The sequence below is a fragment of the Clostridium sp. CF012 genome, from assembly GCF_018861755.1.
Taxonomy (GTDB): domain Bacteria; phylum Bacillota; class Clostridia; order Clostridiales; family Clostridiaceae; genus Clostridium_AD.
The window spans coordinates 310,990-328,543 of sequence record NZ_JAHLEF010000002.1 but is presented as its reverse complement, the minus strand read 5'-3'; the positions used below and the strand labels follow the sequence as shown (position 1 = coordinate 328,543).

Annotated in this window: 21 protein-coding genes; 14 read left to right on the top strand and 7 right to left on the bottom strand. The window is 29.5% G+C overall.

From position 1 onward, the window contains the following. Together KPL50_RS04095 and KPL50_RS04090 are read left to right on the top strand one after the other, a co-directional pair. Positions 1 to 225 carry a KTSC domain-containing protein gene (locus KPL50_RS04095; RefSeq protein ID WP_216297165.1) on the top strand — a complete coding sequence of 75 codons (225 nt, stop codon included), beginning with the start codon at positions 1 to 3 and terminating at the stop codon, positions 223 to 225. Positions 226 to 1,072: 847 nt separating this feature from the next. Continuing rightward, positions 1,073 to 1,285: a hypothetical protein gene (locus KPL50_RS04090; RefSeq protein ID WP_216297164.1), complete on the top strand. Its 213-nt coding sequence runs from the start codon at positions 1,073 to 1,075 to the stop codon at positions 1,283 to 1,285. Positions 1,286 to 2,059: 774 nt separating this feature from the next. Here KPL50_RS04090 and KPL50_RS04085 read toward each other — a convergent pair. Together KPL50_RS04085 and KPL50_RS04080 are read right to left on the bottom strand one after the other, a co-directional pair. After that, entirely contained in the window at positions 2,060 to 2,689 is a 630-nt protein-coding gene (locus KPL50_RS04085) for a bifunctional 2-polyprenyl-6-hydroxyphenol methylase/3-demethylubiquinol 3-O-methyltransferase UbiG (RefSeq protein WP_216297163.1), read from the bottom strand. Positions 2,690 to 2,890: 201 nt separating this feature from the next. After that, a complete protein-coding gene (locus tag KPL50_RS04080; protein ID WP_216297162.1) occupies positions 2,891 to 3,271 on the bottom strand; it encodes an Rrf2 family transcriptional regulator in 381 nt (126 codons plus the stop codon). Between the two features lie 353 nt (positions 3,272 to 3,624). Here KPL50_RS04080 and KPL50_RS04075 point away from each other — a divergent pair, with 353 nt between their 5' ends. From KPL50_RS04075 to KPL50_RS04050, 6 genes are all read left to right on the top strand, one after another. Beyond that, complete coding sequence (locus KPL50_RS04075) at positions 3,625 to 4,008, top strand: BlaI/MecI/CopY family transcriptional regulator (protein ID WP_216297161.1); 384 nt, start codon at positions 3,625 to 3,627, stop codon at positions 4,006 to 4,008. Continuing rightward, on the top strand, positions 4,009 to 5,868 hold the full coding sequence (locus tag KPL50_RS26870) for a M56 family metallopeptidase (protein WP_253200435.1): 1,860 nt from the start codon (positions 4,009 to 4,011) through the stop codon (positions 5,866 to 5,868). It begins immediately after the preceding gene. 88 nt (positions 5,869 to 5,956) lie between these two features. Continuing rightward, a complete protein-coding gene (locus tag KPL50_RS04065; RefSeq protein ID WP_216297160.1) occupies positions 5,957 to 6,964 on the top strand; it encodes a phosphodiester glycosidase family protein in 1,008 nt (335 codons plus the stop codon). Positions 6,965 to 7,012: 48 nt separating this feature from the next. Continuing rightward, positions 7,013 to 8,041 (top strand): hypothetical protein, encoded by a 1,029-nt coding sequence (locus KPL50_RS04060; RefSeq protein WP_216297159.1) that lies wholly within the window; start codon positions 7,013 to 7,015, stop codon positions 8,039 to 8,041. Positions 8,042 to 8,846: 805 nt separating this feature from the next. Next, positions 8,847 to 9,032 carry a hypothetical protein gene (locus tag KPL50_RS04055; RefSeq protein ID WP_216297158.1) on the top strand — a complete coding sequence of 62 codons (186 nt, stop codon included), beginning with the start codon at positions 8,847 to 8,849 and terminating at the stop codon, positions 9,030 to 9,032. A gap of 169 nt (positions 9,033 to 9,201) precedes the next feature. After that, complete coding sequence (locus KPL50_RS04050; protein ID WP_216297157.1) at positions 9,202 to 9,597, top strand: hypothetical protein; 396 nt, start codon at positions 9,202 to 9,204, stop codon at positions 9,595 to 9,597. A 191-nt stretch (positions 9,598 to 9,788) separates the two neighbouring features. On the opposite strand, the gene KPL50_RS04045 is transcribed toward KPL50_RS04050, so the two are convergent. Next, positions 9,789 to 10,169 (bottom strand): PAS domain-containing protein, encoded by a 381-nt coding sequence (locus tag KPL50_RS04045; protein WP_216297156.1) that lies wholly within the window; start codon positions 10,167 to 10,169, stop codon positions 9,789 to 9,791. 496 nt (positions 10,170 to 10,665) lie between these two features. Here KPL50_RS04045 and KPL50_RS04040 point away from each other — a divergent pair, with 496 nt between their 5' ends. Together KPL50_RS04040 and KPL50_RS04035 are read left to right on the top strand one after the other, a co-directional pair. Continuing rightward, positions 10,666 to 11,487, top strand: a complete 822-nt coding sequence (locus KPL50_RS04040) for an FtsX-like permease family protein (protein WP_253200434.1) — start codon at positions 10,666 to 10,668, stop codon at positions 11,485 to 11,487. Positions 11,488 to 11,944: 457 nt separating this feature from the next. Further along, positions 11,945 to 12,454 (top strand): DUF4829 domain-containing protein, encoded by a 510-nt coding sequence (locus KPL50_RS04035; protein ID WP_216297155.1) that lies wholly within the window; start codon positions 11,945 to 11,947, stop codon positions 12,452 to 12,454. Positions 12,455 to 12,634: 180 nt separating this feature from the next. Here KPL50_RS04035 and KPL50_RS04030 read toward each other — a convergent pair whose 3' ends face one another. From KPL50_RS04030 to KPL50_RS04020, 3 genes are all read right to left on the bottom strand, one after another. Then, positions 12,635 to 12,952, bottom strand: a complete 318-nt coding sequence (locus KPL50_RS04030) for a hypothetical protein (protein WP_216297154.1) — start codon at positions 12,950 to 12,952, stop codon at positions 12,635 to 12,637. A 30-nt stretch (positions 12,953 to 12,982) separates the two neighbouring features. Continuing rightward, positions 12,983 to 13,189, bottom strand: a complete 207-nt coding sequence (locus KPL50_RS04025) for a hypothetical protein (RefSeq protein WP_216297153.1) — start codon at positions 13,187 to 13,189, stop codon at positions 12,983 to 12,985. A 252-nt stretch (positions 13,190 to 13,441) separates the two neighbouring features. Then, the gene (locus tag KPL50_RS04020; protein ID WP_216297152.1) at positions 13,442 to 13,990 is read right to left on the bottom strand and encodes a hypothetical protein; all 549 of its coding nucleotides are present in this window, start codon (positions 13,988 to 13,990) and stop codon (positions 13,442 to 13,444) included. Between the two features lie 644 nt (positions 13,991 to 14,634). On the opposite strand from KPL50_RS04020, the gene KPL50_RS04015 reads away from it, so the two are divergent. Next, complete coding sequence (locus KPL50_RS04015) at positions 14,635 to 15,846, top strand: hypothetical protein (RefSeq protein WP_216297151.1); 1,212 nt, start codon at positions 14,635 to 14,637, stop codon at positions 15,844 to 15,846. A 60-nt stretch (positions 15,847 to 15,906) separates the two neighbouring features. Beyond that, positions 15,907 to 16,161 carry a TfoX/Sxy family DNA transformation protein gene (locus KPL50_RS04010; protein ID WP_216297150.1) on the top strand — a complete coding sequence of 85 codons (255 nt, stop codon included), beginning with the start codon at positions 15,907 to 15,909 and terminating at the stop codon, positions 16,159 to 16,161. 95 nt (positions 16,162 to 16,256) lie between these two features. Here KPL50_RS04010 and KPL50_RS04005 read toward each other — a convergent pair whose 3' ends face one another. Further along, entirely contained in the window at positions 16,257 to 16,901 is a 645-nt protein-coding gene (locus tag KPL50_RS04005; RefSeq protein WP_216297149.1) for an HAD family hydrolase, read from the bottom strand. Between the two features lie 174 nt (positions 16,902 to 17,075). On the opposite strand from KPL50_RS04005, the gene KPL50_RS04000 reads away from it, so the two are divergent. Next, the gene (locus tag KPL50_RS04000) at positions 17,076 to 17,294 is read left to right on the top strand and encodes a DUF1653 domain-containing protein (RefSeq protein ID WP_216297148.1); all 219 of its coding nucleotides are present in this window, start codon (positions 17,076 to 17,078) and stop codon (positions 17,292 to 17,294) included. 34 nt (positions 17,295 to 17,328) lie between these two features. Then, a complete protein-coding gene (locus KPL50_RS03995; RefSeq protein WP_216297147.1) occupies positions 17,329 to 17,481 on the top strand; it encodes a hypothetical protein in 153 nt (50 codons plus the stop codon). Positions 17,482 to 17,554 lie beyond the last annotated feature (73 nt).

Sequence of the window (17,554 nt, the reverse complement as noted above, 5' to 3'; positions counted from 1 at the left end):
ATGTATAACGATATTGAAATGATACAAGTGGCATCTTCAAATGTTGAAAGCGTTGGGTATGATGAGCAGGAAGAGATTATAATGGTGAAATTTTTAAATGGTAGTGAATACCTATATAAGAATGTGAGTAATCCAATAGTATTCGAAGAACTAGTGAATGCGCCATCAGTTGGGGCTTATCTTAATAGAAATATAAAAGGTGTCTATCCATATGAAAAGATATAGGAATATGGGTATATTGAGATGAAAAGAATATTTCTAAGGAAGTTTTGAAATAGCTTTAAATGCCAATTAAAGCTGTGATTATTAATAAAAATAGCTAGTGTTTTTGAAATACTAGCTATTTTATTTTACAAAATTCCAAGGGTCAGATAAGCAATTTAACTGAGAACACATGTATGTGCGCGGATAAAGAACGTATAGTACAAACATATAGCTGTATAATACTAAAAAACCCGTGTGATTCATAAAAAACTCGTGTTACTAATAAAAAAGCCATGTTAGAAGTCAGGGATTTTTAATCAGAATTGATTAGATCTTCCTGGCTTTTTTTCATTTACGAACGAAGTTAAAGAAAAAAGAAAAAAGAAAAAACCACCCTATGAATCATCAAAATAATAGATTTCCATTCAGAATTCTTACCAGACTTTCAATCAGAAAAACCCCACCTCAACCCTCATATAACAAGGCTTTAAAAGAATATAAAAGAAAATAGAAAGGTAAATAGAAAAAACACTATAGAAAAAAATTAGAAAAAGAGCATTAGAAAATGAAATCCTTAGCCCTTTTTCCTTAAACCTTGATCCTATTCTGACACGACTTTATTATGAATTAGGTTTAAGGGGAAAGGTGAGGGAATAGGGTCAAGGGGTTGAGGCGTAAGGGTTTGGAGGGGGTTTGAGGGTGATACGAGTTTGTTTTGAATATACAGCAATGTGACGGTTGCTTAAATGCACTTGAATACCTTCTAGAAAGCTATCATTGAGGACCAAAGATGCAGAAATAAGGGAGTCTGGGGCAGGGCATGTTGTATTAGAGGCATATATAAAGGAGTTAAATAAGTGGATATTTATTGATGGGCAATTTAATATCATATCTATATTATTTTGTTTCTAAATTAGATAATAGAGTAGATATCTCAAAATCAAAAATGCTAATGCGTGTACCAATTGGTGGAGCAGAATTTCCTAAAGTTTTTCAACGAATACACCCTTTAAATGATCATGTATATACAAATTCAGTACAAGCTTTTTACCCAAATTCAATAAAAAGTACTATTAGCTAACTGTTTTGAATTTAGAAATAGGACTTAATTCTATAACTTAACAATGCATTCAAGTATGGCGCTGCTATACAAAAGGGAGTATTAAAATAAAGAAGTTAAGTTACCTAAATAATCATTTTGATCAAACTTTATTATAAAAATTTAAAAGTGGTTATAAGTTGTTTATATAGTTTTGATCAAACTATATTATAAAAAAAATTAATGAACACTACGGATTTAAGCCATTTATAATAGGTATTCTGATCAGTCTTTATTACAAAGCTACATACGCCTGTAGACAAACAACAAACCTTGTCCAAGAATATTAAAGTCTGTCCCAATAAATGAAGGAAATGTGGAGCACAACCCCGCACTCCTTCATTTTTTTATTCCCCCCACCCCTAAATCGCAGATTATCTCAAAAAATAAATAATTAAAAGCACGATAAATTACCTGAATAAATGATAGAAAAAAAGCGGAACTAAAGATCTATAAATATTGGTCTCACTGTGGATAATTTTAATTTGAAAGATACCCCCGAATGAACTCCCATCCACACTCAGAACACCAGTTATTGGAACGGTTGGCCGTTCCTTTTCTCTTATTTAACCAAGCACAAAGATTGATCAAATGATTCAAACTGGTATTTAAAGGCGAAGTTAAGATAATATGCAGACAAATAGTAATTTAGTGGATAGATTTAAAATAGTACGTACTAAAAAAATAGAGCAAATGGTGTTCTATTTTCTTATATGATTAACCTATCATAGGTTGTATTTGAGAGCTTTATCAGCTTTACATCTCTTTTCTGCATTTTATCATTAAAAAGTTTACTGGAGGTTTATTTGGATTTTCCTTATATATTTCATCAATCTCTACAAAATCTACAAGCCCATAATTTCCAAACTCTTTCTCTATTGATTTAAAATCATAGAAAAACAGTTTTACCCCATAAGTTGTTTCATAATAATTTTTAGCAAGCTTCGTGCCATTACCGTACATTGGAGCTTTTTCTGAAACAGCCGTAAAAATCATATATCCGCCTGGGTTTAAATGGTTATAGCAATCATTAATAAACTTTTTTCTTTCATCTTCATTTAACAAATGAATAAGTGCAAAGCTAACTACACCATCATAGAGTTTATTTTCAAAAGGCATATCTGATACTGACCCATGATAAATTTTATTATTAATTCCATTTTGCCTTGCTATATTAATGGCTGTTTGAGAAATTTCGATCCCTGTAACCTCCATGTTATTATCAATAAATGGTTTTGCATTTCTTCCATATCCAATACCTGGTATTAAGATATCCTTTAGATTATTTTCAGCAAAGTAATCTGCTACTATAATTGCAGTGTTTGATGGCTCAAAACCCCACATCGCTTGCTTTTCTACAAAACTTTTTTCCCAAAATTCTGACATATATACATCTCCTTCAAAATTTTTATTCACTAAATAGTATTTAAATTTTTTATAATTTTATTATTAATATAAATCTTATTTTAGACTAAACATTGTTAATAAGCTATTTATAACAAAAATATAATTATCTTAATCAAATATATTAAAGACTGTATTTATCTATAATTAGAGTATAAAAACACCTATGAAATTATGGCGTTTTTATATAATTTCAAATAGTTTTTTATTTTTAAGATAGGTTTCCATTATATTCTCTGCTTCTTCCATTGATTTTTGGATTTTGCACGCATGATTTTCATCCATTTCACATGTAAACATAGGGCTACTTCCTTCTGTTGCCTTAATTACATCTAAAAGTGAAATATCTTCTTTGCTTTTACGCAAAACATAACCACCATTTACACCAGGAGTTGATTGAATTATATCAGCTTTTACTAACTGCGTTAAAATCTTTGACAAATAACTCGGCGAAATATTTAAATGGTTTGCCAAAGGATGCAAACTTAAATTATCTTTTTTATCATACTTAATCATATATGCAACTATATGTAATGCATAATTAGTAGCTTTGGTATATTTCATGCTAATCCTCCATGTATCATTAATCAGATATTACAGACTGTATTTATCTATAATATATCCATTCATACTTTTAGTCAATACTTATTAATGATTAAGTAACTTTTATTATGTTTTTTTATCGAACCCTATAAATTCCAATTTGTAGGGTTAGGTGGCTACAAATATTCTCTTTGAAAGCTTCTTAAGTTTTCTATATTTATATATAAATATAGTGCTTATATAGTTGAAAATCATACAGAAAATCATAATGCTTATATATTATAACTTATATTGACAAATATATATTACATGTGTAATATATATTATGAAGTTACAAATCGTAAAATACAATTTATTAGAAAAGGGATGATGGAATGATTAATGCATCTAAAATATCAAATTCAGAATGGGAAGTTATGAAATGTGTTTGGGGAAATGATATCTGCACTGCAAATGAAATCGTTGATGCTTTAAGTAAAAATATTGATTGGAAGGCAAATACTATTAGAACTTTAATAAATCGCTTAGTAAAAAAAGAAGTCCTAGGTTACACAATAGATAAAAAAGATAATAAAACATATTATTACTTCCCTTTGTTATCAGAGAATGAATGCATAAAAGCAGAGAGTGAATCATTTATAAACCGTGTGTTTAATGGCTCATTAAATGGTATGATAGCTAATTTCTTAAATGAATCCAAGCTATCTGACGCAGAAATAAAAGAACTAAAAAATATTCTTGATAAGAAGAAAGGGTAAATGGGTGTATTTATGGTGTTGGTTATATCTATTTTTAAATGGGTATTATATTCAACCGCTTTGGCAAGTCTTTTAAGCTTAATAATTCTTGTCTTTAAGTTTCTTATTAAAGACAAGTTAGGCGTGAGGTGGCACTATGCTATTTGGCTTATCGTTGTAATTAGATTATTAATCCCCTATGGACTACAAAGCTCATTAAGTATCTTTAATATTATAAATTTTAAAAGTACAACTGTTATACAAGTACCTTATACAATAAATAACAAGGTAATCAAAATTATTAATAATAAGGAGAAAGATATAAATGTAGCTCCAAATCTTATTACGCCCAATTTACAAACAAATACATCTAATACTAATCAGAGTCCGGTATATTTACAATTGATAAGTTGTCTGTGGTTACTGGTCGTTATACTAATTGGTTCTTATACAATTGTAATGACGATGAAGTTAAAGGCCAGGTTTAAGAAGGGTCATGTGTGTGATAATGAGGACGTTTTACTGCTTTTATTACAGTGCAAAAAAAAGTTAAATATAAAATCTCATATAAAAGTCATATATACAAATAAAATTAAAACACCCTGCATTTATGGGTTTATAAAGCCTAATTTGCTACTACCAAGTGGCATTGAGAACTATGTGGATAAAAACGAATTAGAATTTATAATCTTACATGAATTAGCCCATGTAAAACGGCTCGATATAATAGTAAGCTGTTTATCAGGAATACTCCAAATAATACACTGGTTTAATCCTATCATATGGTATTCATTTTATAGAATGCGTAATGACAAGGAACTCGCTTGTGATGCATTAGTCTTATCTCATGTTAAATACGGGGACTATATAAATTACGGTAAAACTATTATAAAGTTGTTAGAAAGTTATAAAAAGACTCCGCAGGTTTATGGGATGTCATCTATTATTAGTGATAAATCTCAAATTAAAAGGAGAATTACTATGATTTCTTTATTTAAGAAAAATTCTTATAGGTGGACAATCATTCCTATCGTAACATTAACCTTATTCGGTGGAGTAATGCTTACTAATGCTAAAAATAAACCAGTGCTTGCAGATAATAAATATAAACAGGTTTCAAAAGCTATCACAACTTTAAGTAACGTTAGTAAAATAAGCATTGAAAGGTATAATACTTCAAATGGAAAAACGTTCACAGGAAATCTACTTATCATTAAAGACCCAACAAGAGTTAAAGTTGGATATAGTAATAAACTAGGAAAGCAGGGGGAACTAACAAGTCAGATAGCCCAAGATAATGGTGCTATAGCAGCTATTAACGCAGGAGGTTTTTATGATTTTATTAAAACAGAATCCCCATCAGGACTTATAATGCGGGATGGAAAGCTTATTTTTAATGATATAGAAGACAATAATAGTAAAAGTGATATAGCTGCGTTTACAAACAAAGGTACCCTTCTAGTTGGTAAATATTCCTTAAATGAATTAAATAAGCTGAATGCAACGGAAGCCGTTTGTTCTGGACCTGCACTTATAGTTAATGGCAAACCCACAATTACACAAGGTGATGGTGGCTGGGGCATTTCTCCAAGAACAGCTATAGGACAGAAAAACGACGGCACCATTATTATGTTAACTATTGATGGTAGAAGTGTAAAATCTATAGGTGCTACATTACGCGATGTTCAAAATATACTTATAGAATACGGGGCCATAAATGCAGCAAATCTTGATGGAGGAAGTTCATCAACTATGTACTATAAAGGAAAAGTAATTAATAAGCCCTGCGGAGGACTAATTGAAAGTGGAAATGTAATGATTAATGATCCAGACAGAAAAGGAGAAATAAAAGTAGTATCTACTTTTATGGTATTGCCTTAATAAGCTAATATTTTGATGTGTTTCTTTAATGTAAATTAATTAGCATTGGTTACCTTAATACACCTCTGTTGTTGACAAAACTTGGGAGATGATAAATATGAAAAAAAATAAAAGAAAACAAAAAATAAAAATGAAACTTATTTTATTATTTATAATATTTGAATTGACGTTCACAACAATTACTGGCCCATTTATGCTTTATTATGGTCCATTTAAAAATGCGAAGACTACAGTAGTAGGTGCGGCAATGACTACTTATTCATTACAATGGCTTGCAACGACATTTTTATCAAAAGAGGCAATAGCAAAAATCATGAGCACGCAAAAGGTGGATGCCTTAGTCCAAAATAACTTAGATGGTGTAAAAGTAGAAAATAAAGATGATGATAGTATAGAAAGATACGATGTAAAAGGAAATAAATTTGAAGGTTACATATTAATAATTAATGATCCAACTAGGTTAAAAGTAGGTTACACTAGTTTGCTTGGTACGGAAGGGCAACTAACTAGTGATATTGCAAAAGATAACAATGCAATTGCGGCAATCAATGCTGGTGGATTTAAAGATGAGAATAGTGGATCAAAATACACAGGAACAGGAGCAAACCCAACTGGAATTATAATGGCCAATGGAAAAATTGTTGCTAATGATATAACGGATGTAAATAAAAAAGCAGAAGTTGTAGCAATGACTAAATCAGGAAAATTATTAGTTGGTCCTCATAGTCTTTCTGATATGAAAACGGCTGGAGTTACTGATGCAGTATCTTTTGGACCAGCACTTATAGTTAGTGGACAAAAAGCTATTACTAAAGGTGATGGTGGTTGGGGTATTGCACCTAGAACATGTGTAGCTCAAAGAAAAGATGGAGCGATAATATTTTTAGTAATTGACGGAAGGCAATTAGGGAGTTTAGGAGCTAGTTTAAGGGAAGCGCAAGATGTATTATATGATTATGGAGCTGTTAACGCTTTTAACTTAGATGGGGGTTCTTCTTCTACATTATTTTATGATGGTGAAGTTATAAATAGTCCATCAGATAGCTTGGGAGAAAGGACAATATCTTCAATTATGTATATAGAGAGTAGAAAATAAGAATGAAATTTAATTATAGGATATTTTGAAGTTAAAGGAGAAAGAAATATGAGTTGGACGAAAAGAATAAGCATATGGATAGTAGTATCTTTATCTTTGCAATGTTTAGGTCTCTTTTACATTGATCATTATTTTTTAGCTACCGATTCAAAGACAGTTTCCAAAAGAGTTGTGAAAGAGGTAATTACCAAAGCCGAAGATGTTGATATTACTATACCAACAAATGCAGAAAATATATTAGTATCTTATGATGCCAAATATATATCTTATTATGATGATGAAAAATTGGTAATTGTTAATTGTTTGACTGGGGAAACTAAAAACATAAAGTCGGAAGATGGATGTAACATTTCTTTTGCTTTATGGGTTCCCGGTAGAAATAGAATTATTTTAGTAGAAAAAGAAAGTGATGATGAATCTAGTAACTTAACATTATATTCTTACGATGCAGTAAAAGATGAAAAAGTAAAAAACATAAAATTTGAGGGTGATGGCACTAACCTTAATGTAGAAGATGTTCAAACAGCGCCATTAACAGGACTTATTTACGTTAAGGTATCAAACAATGAAAATAAAAGCAGCATTTATAGAATCGATAGAAATCCAGACATGTCAAAAATCGATACAATACCTAACCTGGTGGGCAATATCGTATTGACTCGCCATGAAGATGAATTAGTCTATGAAGGCTCAGTATATAATAAAATATATGTTACTGGTAAAAGCAATGCTATAAATGTGGGTGATGTTGATAAACTTACTTTAATTGGTGCTGATGCTGATGATAATATATATCTTGCACAATTAAAAGATAATTTAATAGGTAAAGTTTATTATGGTAAGACATCACAAGATACTAGCACATGGAAAGCTATTGAATTACAAACACCTTGCGCTAAAGAAAATTTATTTGTATCAGGTAATGGTAAAATATATCAAAATGATCTGTTAAAAGGTGTTATAAAAGATATAAATTCTGGAACTCAAACTAGCTATAAAGGTAAGTTTGTCCAATTATATAATAAGGGAGTAGTATCTATTGTAAATAACAAAATATCTTTTGTGCTTTTCAAGTAATAAGTGGATACAGACTATGCCTTTAGCATAGTTGCTTATTTACTAAGAAATTTTAAAATGAAGTTTATATATGGGGTGAGCCAACAGAGTCGGAAATGTTGGCGCTACCCCATGAATGAATAAATATAATAATCTACATCGTGATAGTATATTATAAAAAAGCAGCCCTAAATAAAGTGGACCCTTCGTCAAGGACATTTTAAAAAAAGAGAATTAAATAAAATACCCTCCTGTCATAAATATGATGTGAGGGTTTTTTTCTATATTTTTATAGGATATTCACCGATTTTTAAGTAAGTAGCAACAAGAAATCTTCAGTGCTGACATAAGTTGGCAATGCAATGGACAACTTATGTTTAGCTTAGATCATTTCAAGTTGCAATCGCTAGAGTAAAGAAAAGGCCTGAGTTAGTTAAAATTTTAATTCATAAACCAGGTCCATTAAAAGCAGATGGGGAATAAAAACAAACTTGCAGTTATTTATAAAAGAGGATTTGTTTTTATGTATTTATAAGGTCTATCAGTATGAATGGTTTAGAGCGGTTAAAGATGAAGCTATTAGAAGATTATTGAGGAGGGGGATAGAGAAACTATTTTCTACAAAACATTTGATAAGCAGTAGTTAAATATTGTATATAATGGTATAGTTTATTTATAAGAGTTGTTTCGCAACCGTAATTCATTGTGCCTTTAGCAATTTTATTTCGTATATGCAAGTAAATAGGTTGATACAATTCAACTTATTCTTATAAAATGGTGCAATAGTAGGAAAATGCAATTTGAGTAATCATTAAGGAGGACAATAATGAGGAAAGCGGTATGGATTTCTGGTTGTATAATATTAATAATATGCATTGTTATCACAACACAAATTTTCAAACCAACCACTATTAGCAATAAAACAAAGAGTCAAATAGAAAATAGTATAAGTTTATATTTATTAAATAATGAAAAATTTAATGCTCAAATTCCAGCAAATATAGATATATAGTTTGATAAGAAGGCAGATATTTATATAGTAACAGTTACATTTGAAAATACATCTAAAGAAATGAACATATTTGTTTCCATGGATAGTACAATTTTAAAGTCATCTAATAATTAAATGTAAGATTATGTAATAAATATATTTTATTATGACATTAATGGGAGGGATACGTATGAATGAAAAAAGGCCTTTAGGCATAACATTAATTGGTGATTTTTATATTTTTGGTGCAATTGTATTAATAATAACATTATTTACAAATACTACAGAACAATATGGAATTGCAGTTAGATTTGGATTGTCAAATGTTCCAGAGGTCATAATGAAGATATTTGTTTCCATAATTTTTTTAATAATGACTTATGGGTATTTGAAACTTAAAAAGTGGGGTTATTGGTTCATGGTATTCTACTCTATATACTTTTTAGTAGTAAGTATTACTCTGTCTCAACAATATAATCAACGACTTTTTTATGGAAATGTAATATGGTCAATTACAGTATTAATATATACATTATCTAAGAGAAAATATTTTAGTAAGGAAAAAATTCCTTCATATTATTCATAAAAGTTGCAATAATCATGATTTAGAGATTATTGCAACTTTGTAAAATATGTAGAAGTATTTAAAGGGGGGGGGGATGTGAGGAAAATTATATTAATATTGATTATTTGTACTGCATTTCTAATGGGATGTGAAAAAGGGGGCGTCAACGATAATGATGTAAGTCGAAATATCAGTAAGAATATTGTAATTAACTATGAAGGTACGAGCCTTGAAAGTTGTATTTCAGAATCATCTGGATGTGCTATTTCAAAAGGAAGCATAGGATTTTTCTTGTATTCTTCTAATCTATAACCAAACATATCTTCTGCAGAACGACTTAAATATGTAAATTTTGGCTCGGGTATGATTTCTAATCTACATACAATATCTTTAGAGCGCTCAAGCATTTTAAATACCATTTTTTCTTGGTCTATAGATTCTTTATATTTCCTGATATTAGTATTTAGTATTTCCACATCGGTATAACCTAATATATCATAACAATTAGATGTAATTTGCGTTATAATCCCAGAAGTATTTACTTCTACTTGAAGTTCTCTTGATACTATCCTCGTATTACCCAATAGACTCATTGTATATTCCCCCATTAACATCTGGATATTAAGTTATAAATATGATATTACGACATACTTTTACACATAATATATCATATCACAAGAAGTTGATTTTTCCTATAATCTGTACATACTCCCCAACATATGATTAAAAGCCAGATAATTTGAACTAATAAATGATAGAAAAAGCGAGATTAAAATATGATGGAAAGACTTATTAAATGCAAGAAAAAGGACAGGCAAGAGTACTAAAGATTCTATATTTTGAAGGATACTCGGTATATATGTAGAATAAGGGTATTGTAAGGGGTAAAGTAACATATTGTAAGTATGTCTATAATGAGCAGTTGAAAAAAATGTTAAATACCTAGTATTTGATATTCTTATGTGACATAATTTCTACTTTGCTCCTAACCCATAACCACCAATATGCTAATATGCCCTTTTGGAGGGCAAGGTAAAAGCACACAAAATGGAATGATAACAAGAGATAAAGAAAGGAGTAGCTATAATTATGAAGATTAGTACCTTAAATTTACTCTTAAAAGATGCTTCAAAAAATCTTAGAAACAATGCTACTACTAGCATTGCCTCCATTGCTTCAATAATGTCAACGTTATTTATTTTAGGACTATTTGTGCTATTCATGTTGAATTTCAAAATGGGAATTATTGGTATTTACACTCGATTCGAGGTGCGGGTGACTTTAAAAGATGATATAAAGATTGCTGATCAGCAAAATATACGTAAAAAAATAGAAGCGGCAAATGTTGTAACTTATATTACTTTTGAAAATAATACACCCCGATCATCATCATATATAATTAAAGTGAATGGACCAGATGATATACCTAAAATGATTTCTCAACTTAATGGGTTACAAGGTATAAATAAAATTAACGGTGTTCAAAACTTTCCAAGGAAAATTTTGGAGATAATTAAAACAATTCAATGGATAGGAGTGATACTTTTCCTTATACTTATGGTAGTAACATTTTTTTTAATTAAATGTACAATAAAACTTACTATATATCCAAGACTTAATGAAATTAGTATAATGCAATATCTTGGTGCAACAGATTGGTTTATTAGATGGCGATTTATTTTTGAGGGAATGATAATTGGATTCTTAGGAGCAGTGTCCGCAGTAATAGCAATTTATTTCTTATATAGTTTTGTGTATAGACAAGTAAATTCTTATTTTGCAACAATGTTCATTATTTTTATAGATCCGTCTTTTATATTCACAACTATATCATGGATCTTTATACTTATTGGAATAATTCTAACTACTATAGGAAGTATTTCGGTTATAAAAAAATTCTTAATAGTTTAAAAAAGGCATATTAGATCTGTTACACCACAAGCTAAATATACAGTATTGACCTTTTTAATATTTAGCATGATTTTGTTGGCTCCTTAAGTATAGCTCCTTAATAAGAAGAAAACTTTTCTAAAAATCCTATCCAGATTATAAAGTTCTTTGCAATTACAGATACCCACTATTCTTGTTATCTGTAATTTTAGCAAAGGTAATATTAACTATCTAGGAGTCGATTCTTTTACGCTTACCTAAATGATAACATGGGAATTATAAATAACAAAGTGAGGGAGCATAGCAAGACTCAACTTTTCAATTAGTAAGGAAAGATTCCTTTTCTCAATAAGTAAGATTTAGAATGATTACAGTTTTTCTTAATTATGACATAATTATATTGTAAATATAAACCTTTTTTACTATATTTAAACTTGTAAAGGTAAGTTCTATTTTTCATAAAGGAGGAACAGTATGTATGAACTCATTTAAAGGTAAATCATTTAAATGGTCGCTTGTAGGGTTATCCGTTATAACCTTAATTGTAATTGTATTTTTGCTGAATTCTAAAGCTGTTGTAGGTTCTTATAAGGAACCTCTATTAAAACCAAAAGAAGTCATAGAACAATTTTTTAAATATTATAACCAAAAGAACGTGCAAGGTATAAATTCATTGACAGCTGCGAGGAGTAATTCTCCTGCAACAAACTGGGGATTCGATAATTTAGAATATATTAAACTTATCAATATTGTTGAAGATACAAATCAAGCAAACAAGGAAACTCATATACGCAGTAGAATGTACATAATAGACGCAGATAAAGTGAAATTAGAATTAGAGAATATAATTATTTTTAAAGTGGATTTTGAAGTTAAATATAAAAAGGAGGGCGTAGGTCCCAGAGATAGTGGAAGAGATACTTATTATTATACTTTAGTAAGAAAAGATAAAAATTCACCTTGGTTAATAGATGGCTATGGTTATTGATACTTTCTAATATTTAATATTATATTTTTAAAAATAAATTAGTTTTTTTATTTCATATCACTATCTTTATAATTTTATTTATAAATCACTGGTAAAATTCATAATATTCTATAAGGTTGCAATAATTATAAAGACACAGTTATTGCAACATTTAAGAACATTACGAATTAATTAAAAAATTTATCCCTCTCCATAGTATCTTGCAAAATAGAAATGCCCTCTTTTCTTAACTATATAATTCCGTAGATCAGAATCTGTGGCTTCTTCTCTCACAGGGATTACTAATTTATAACAATGAGCATTTTCGGTTTCAAGGAAATTACTATCTATCTTATTATGAAATTCATCATCAGTTATGGGTGTTATAAAGGCTATAATGGGGTGGCCACTAATAAATAAATAAGTTCTTAATGCTCCTTTTGGTGTAAGACATGAAGCGTTGAAAACTACAATTATTACTATAATAGCACCAATTAATTTTAGCTTATTAATTCTCATTATTTTTTCGAATTTACCCCCCTAAAATTATTATTTAACTTTATTTTTGTTCGCTATTTTCTTATCTATTGATGCTCCAATAGCAATCCCAAAAGTAAGACCAATAGCTAAATTATGTAATGCTACTCTAAATACAATGCCTAAAGCAGTACCAGTAGCAAGGTATTTCCCTTTTTTAGAGCTATTTTTGTTTTTATTAATGTTTTTTCTATCGTTATTCTTTTCTAAATCACTCATAGTGGACCCCTCCTCATAAAATATAAAATAAACTTACTTCGCTACATTATGGATGTCTTACCCTCAATGCGTTTCTTCTATCTGCTTATCCCCTTTTATTAATATGTAGTAGAAAGTGCCAATAGTTTTATTCATAATTTATTGGATTAAAATAACTTGCTTCATTATTTTTTACAAGATTGCAATAACTATAAAGCCACGGTTATTGCAGCCTTAAAGAACATTGTGAAGTAAAATAAGTTCTAATTATGCTTATAATGCAGGATTGATATATTTAGCTTTTTCATCTCGCCATTGATTTAACAACTTTTCCATTTTTGCTCTGCTATCAATAACGAAAAACGGTTTATTGGGATATTTTTTATGTAAATTCATTATAGTACGTTTACGTGTTTTAGAGAAACTCCATAACCCTATACATAAATGTAAAAACTCCTTATCTAATTTTTCTTCGAGATATGGGGGGGTATCCGAACGCTTTTTACCGTTTCTTAATAATACACTAACCAAACATACAAAACGGTTTATATCAAGAAATATAACTATGTCCGCCGCTTTAAATCGCAACTCCATTGTGTCAGTATGATTTCCATCGATTATCCATTTTTCCTTTGATGTAAGCTCCATTTGTCTGTTTATCCATTCTTCTTTCGGTGGTTTTTTCCAATTAGGACGCCAAAACTCAACATCAAGATGAACGAGTGGCAAATCCATGAAAACAGCCAATTCTTTAGACAAAAAACTTTTTCCGCTTCCATTATTACCAACAATAATAATGCGATTATATCCAAATATATTCAATGCTATCACTTCCTAAAATATAAATAATCTGTAGTTCGTAGTTTTTTACAATTATGTAGTAATTATAGCTAACTCTAATACTAATTATAACCTAATATTTTATATATTAGGAATTTTAATATAATATATTAAAATTATTTGCAATATAGTTACTTACATCTAAAATTGGATCATATTCGGGGTCATAATAAATTAATGTCATCGTTTGAACCTATAACTATTGATGCTGATAAAACCCTTGACATTATATCCTCAAATAGGTACAATTTACATATAAATACACAGGAGGTGCTATAAAATGATGATTACTACTTGCTAATTAATTTTCAATTTCGAAAATTAAAATTAAAGGAGTTTAATTTGCCTAATTCATTAGGTTTATTTGTTGTATTTCTTTTAAAGAGTTGCAAGTAGAGACTGTCAAACTTATAGGACTAAAATTGAATCCACTATTTACATTTCATTAGCTACATGATTGCTTTGTTATGTAAAATATTGTAGAGGTTTTTTAGACTGTAATAAGGCTTTGCTTTATTACAGTCTTTTTGGTTTATGTAGAGAAGTAAATTCAGCATTTAATATTATTGGATTAGGCTAGATAAAACTAAAGGAATGAAAAACATAGGGATAAGGGGTGTAAATATATGAAAAATGAGATAAAGAATGAATTAATGGAAGTGCTAAATATATTTGAAGAGGGTTATATACAAAAGGATGTAAGCAAAATTGATAGCTTCATGGATTCATTATTTGATAAAGATGAGAATGTAATTGTGATGGGTACAAGCTGTGGTGAATTGTGTTTAGGCTACTCAGAAGTTAAAGATATATTTCTAAGTGATTGGGAATATTGGGGAGATTTGAGAATTAAGGCTGAGGAAGCTACTGTAATACCACTTGGAAACACAGCTTTAATCCACACTACAGGTACTATTAAATATTCTTTTTATAGCAATGATGAAACTTATACACGTCATTTAGGCTATATTAAAGAGTATTTTGATGGAGTTTCTTTTGATAGCAAAAAACCTGATAAGGTAAAGCTAACGGAAATCAATTGGAAGCTATGTCATTTGTTAAATAAATGGGATGGTGAGGAAAGACATTATTTATGGGATTTGCGTATCTCCTTTCTGTTAATCAAAAAACAAGATAGATGGATAATAAGACAAATGCAATTTTCACTTCCGGTAGTAGGATATATGCCAGATGTAAGAATTGATAATATGGGTGATAATTTAGAGAGCTTTAATGGAGAAAAAAACAAGCTGAGGGAGTATTCTATTAACAATACTTTAGTATATAAAGGTGAAATATTAAAGCTTCTAAAAGCTTTTAATAATGAATACTTAAAAGTAGATAAAGAGACAGGGGTACTAGCAAGTAAATATTTCACGGAGTATAATCCATTAATTATAAATACAGACAAGACAGTTTATAATAACCAAGAAGAAATCAAGAAATTGATAGAAAATCATAGAGCATGCTACGATGAAATGAAATTAGATTATGAAAATTGTTTAATTAATTCCAACGAAGATGTGGTTTGGATAGTCACTCATGGTACTATGGAAAAAGTGATTTCCGAAAACAGTGCCTTCGAAAATACAGTAGACATAATCAAGGATATATTTGCAAGTGATTTAGATGATAAAGATAAGCTTTTTAACGTAAGAAGGAGGATTTCGGACACTCTCAAGGAAAATGCTAAAGGAAAAGAATATATTTGGCCATTTAGGTTTGAAGCAGTACTTATTCGAGAAAAGGAAAATTGGGCATTCAAATATCTTCAATTTTCGCTTCCATTTAGTTGGTTTCTTGAAGGGAAGACAGAGGCAGCTTCAATCATAAAATGAAAAACTACTATATCATGAAAGAAATATCAGATATAATAAAATTAAAAGGAGGTAATTTATGTGAGTGAATTATCCCAGTTGCCTAATATAGGTGAAATATTGGAAGGTAAAATAATGGATGTTGAAGTTAAGACGCCAGAAGAATTGCGATTAATAGGCAGCAAAGAAGTATTTATAAGAATTAAGATGATGGATGATACTGCTTGTTATAATATGCTATGCGCATTAGAAGGTGCTGTGCAAGGAATTAGGTGGCATAATTTATCTGAAACAGTTAAGAAGGATTTAAAGTGTTTTTTTCAATCGATAAAATAAAGTCTGCTCAAAAACATGAAGGGGTAGGGGGATAATTCCCCCTACCCCTTCATGTTTTTATTAAAATGTATTATTTGTGGATGCAGTTGTAATTATTAAAGTACAAGATCACTTAAAGAATTATATACGGGTACATCATAAATTTTAAATTTATCTAAATGTTGGTGTCCACAGGCTACTAAAAAACAATCACAACCAATAGCTTTTGACACCTCATAATCATGAAGTGTATCACCAATTAAAAGCACTTCTTTTGGGTTAAGAGAAAGATCTTGAAGCAACCTTTTTCCGTTTTCAACTTTGCTCACAGCATAATGATCATTTAAACCAACAAGCTTAATAAAAAAATCATTGATTTTGTAAAAACTAATAGATTCATCTAAGTAAGTCTGTTGTGATGCTGAAAGTATAGATTGAGTTATATTAGAATCACTTACTAATTTTAATATTTTTTCAGCATCTTGTTGTAAATTGCAGCTTCGATAAGCATCTCTGTATAGTTCAACATATTCATTTGCAATTTTTTCAAAGGGTTCCAATGAGAAATCAAAACCTAACTTTGTGTAATAATTAATCACAGGAAAATCAAAGATTTGCAAATATATTTCCTTATCAATTGCAGGCATTTTTCTTTTTTGTAGTAGTGAATTCATAACATTTATCACCACTTCTACATCATCAAGTAGTGTACCATTCCAGTCCCAGATTATATGTTTGTATCCTGAATTTAAAATATTCATGCCATATACTACCCCTCATTAACCATGAAATGGATTAATAATTATATTATAACATGAGCTATTGGTATTAGTAATATGTAAGGATATTATTAATACATGATATAATAAATTATATATAAATGAGATGTGAAGATGATGATTTCACGGTCACTAAAATTGGAGGTATAGATTTAAATGAGCGATAGAGAAATAAAAATAGGAAAGAAATATAGGCATTTTAAAGGGAATGAATACTTGGTATTATACGTTGCCAAACATTCAGAAACACTCGAGGAGCTGGTTGTTTATAAAGCACTTTATGGAGAAAGAGGAATATGGGTTAGACCTTTAAGTATGTTTTTAGAGGAAAAAGAAGTTGAGGGTAAGATAGTAAATAGATTTGAAGAAATTTAAACTAAAATAGACGTATTAAATGAAATTAACCTGAATGGTAGTGATGAATTTCATTTCAACTATTTATGAAATAAAAGAAAAGATAGAAGTTGTTGGATATGAGGAAACTGAAAACTATCAGATAATGAAGAGTTTTATTAATAATAGGAGTAAGATGCTTGATATTCTGGTGGAAGGGGGCCATTAATAATAATCAACATTTTGGTGATAATATAGTATTGGTATTATGAAATATAAGAATAAACGCATATAAAGAAGGT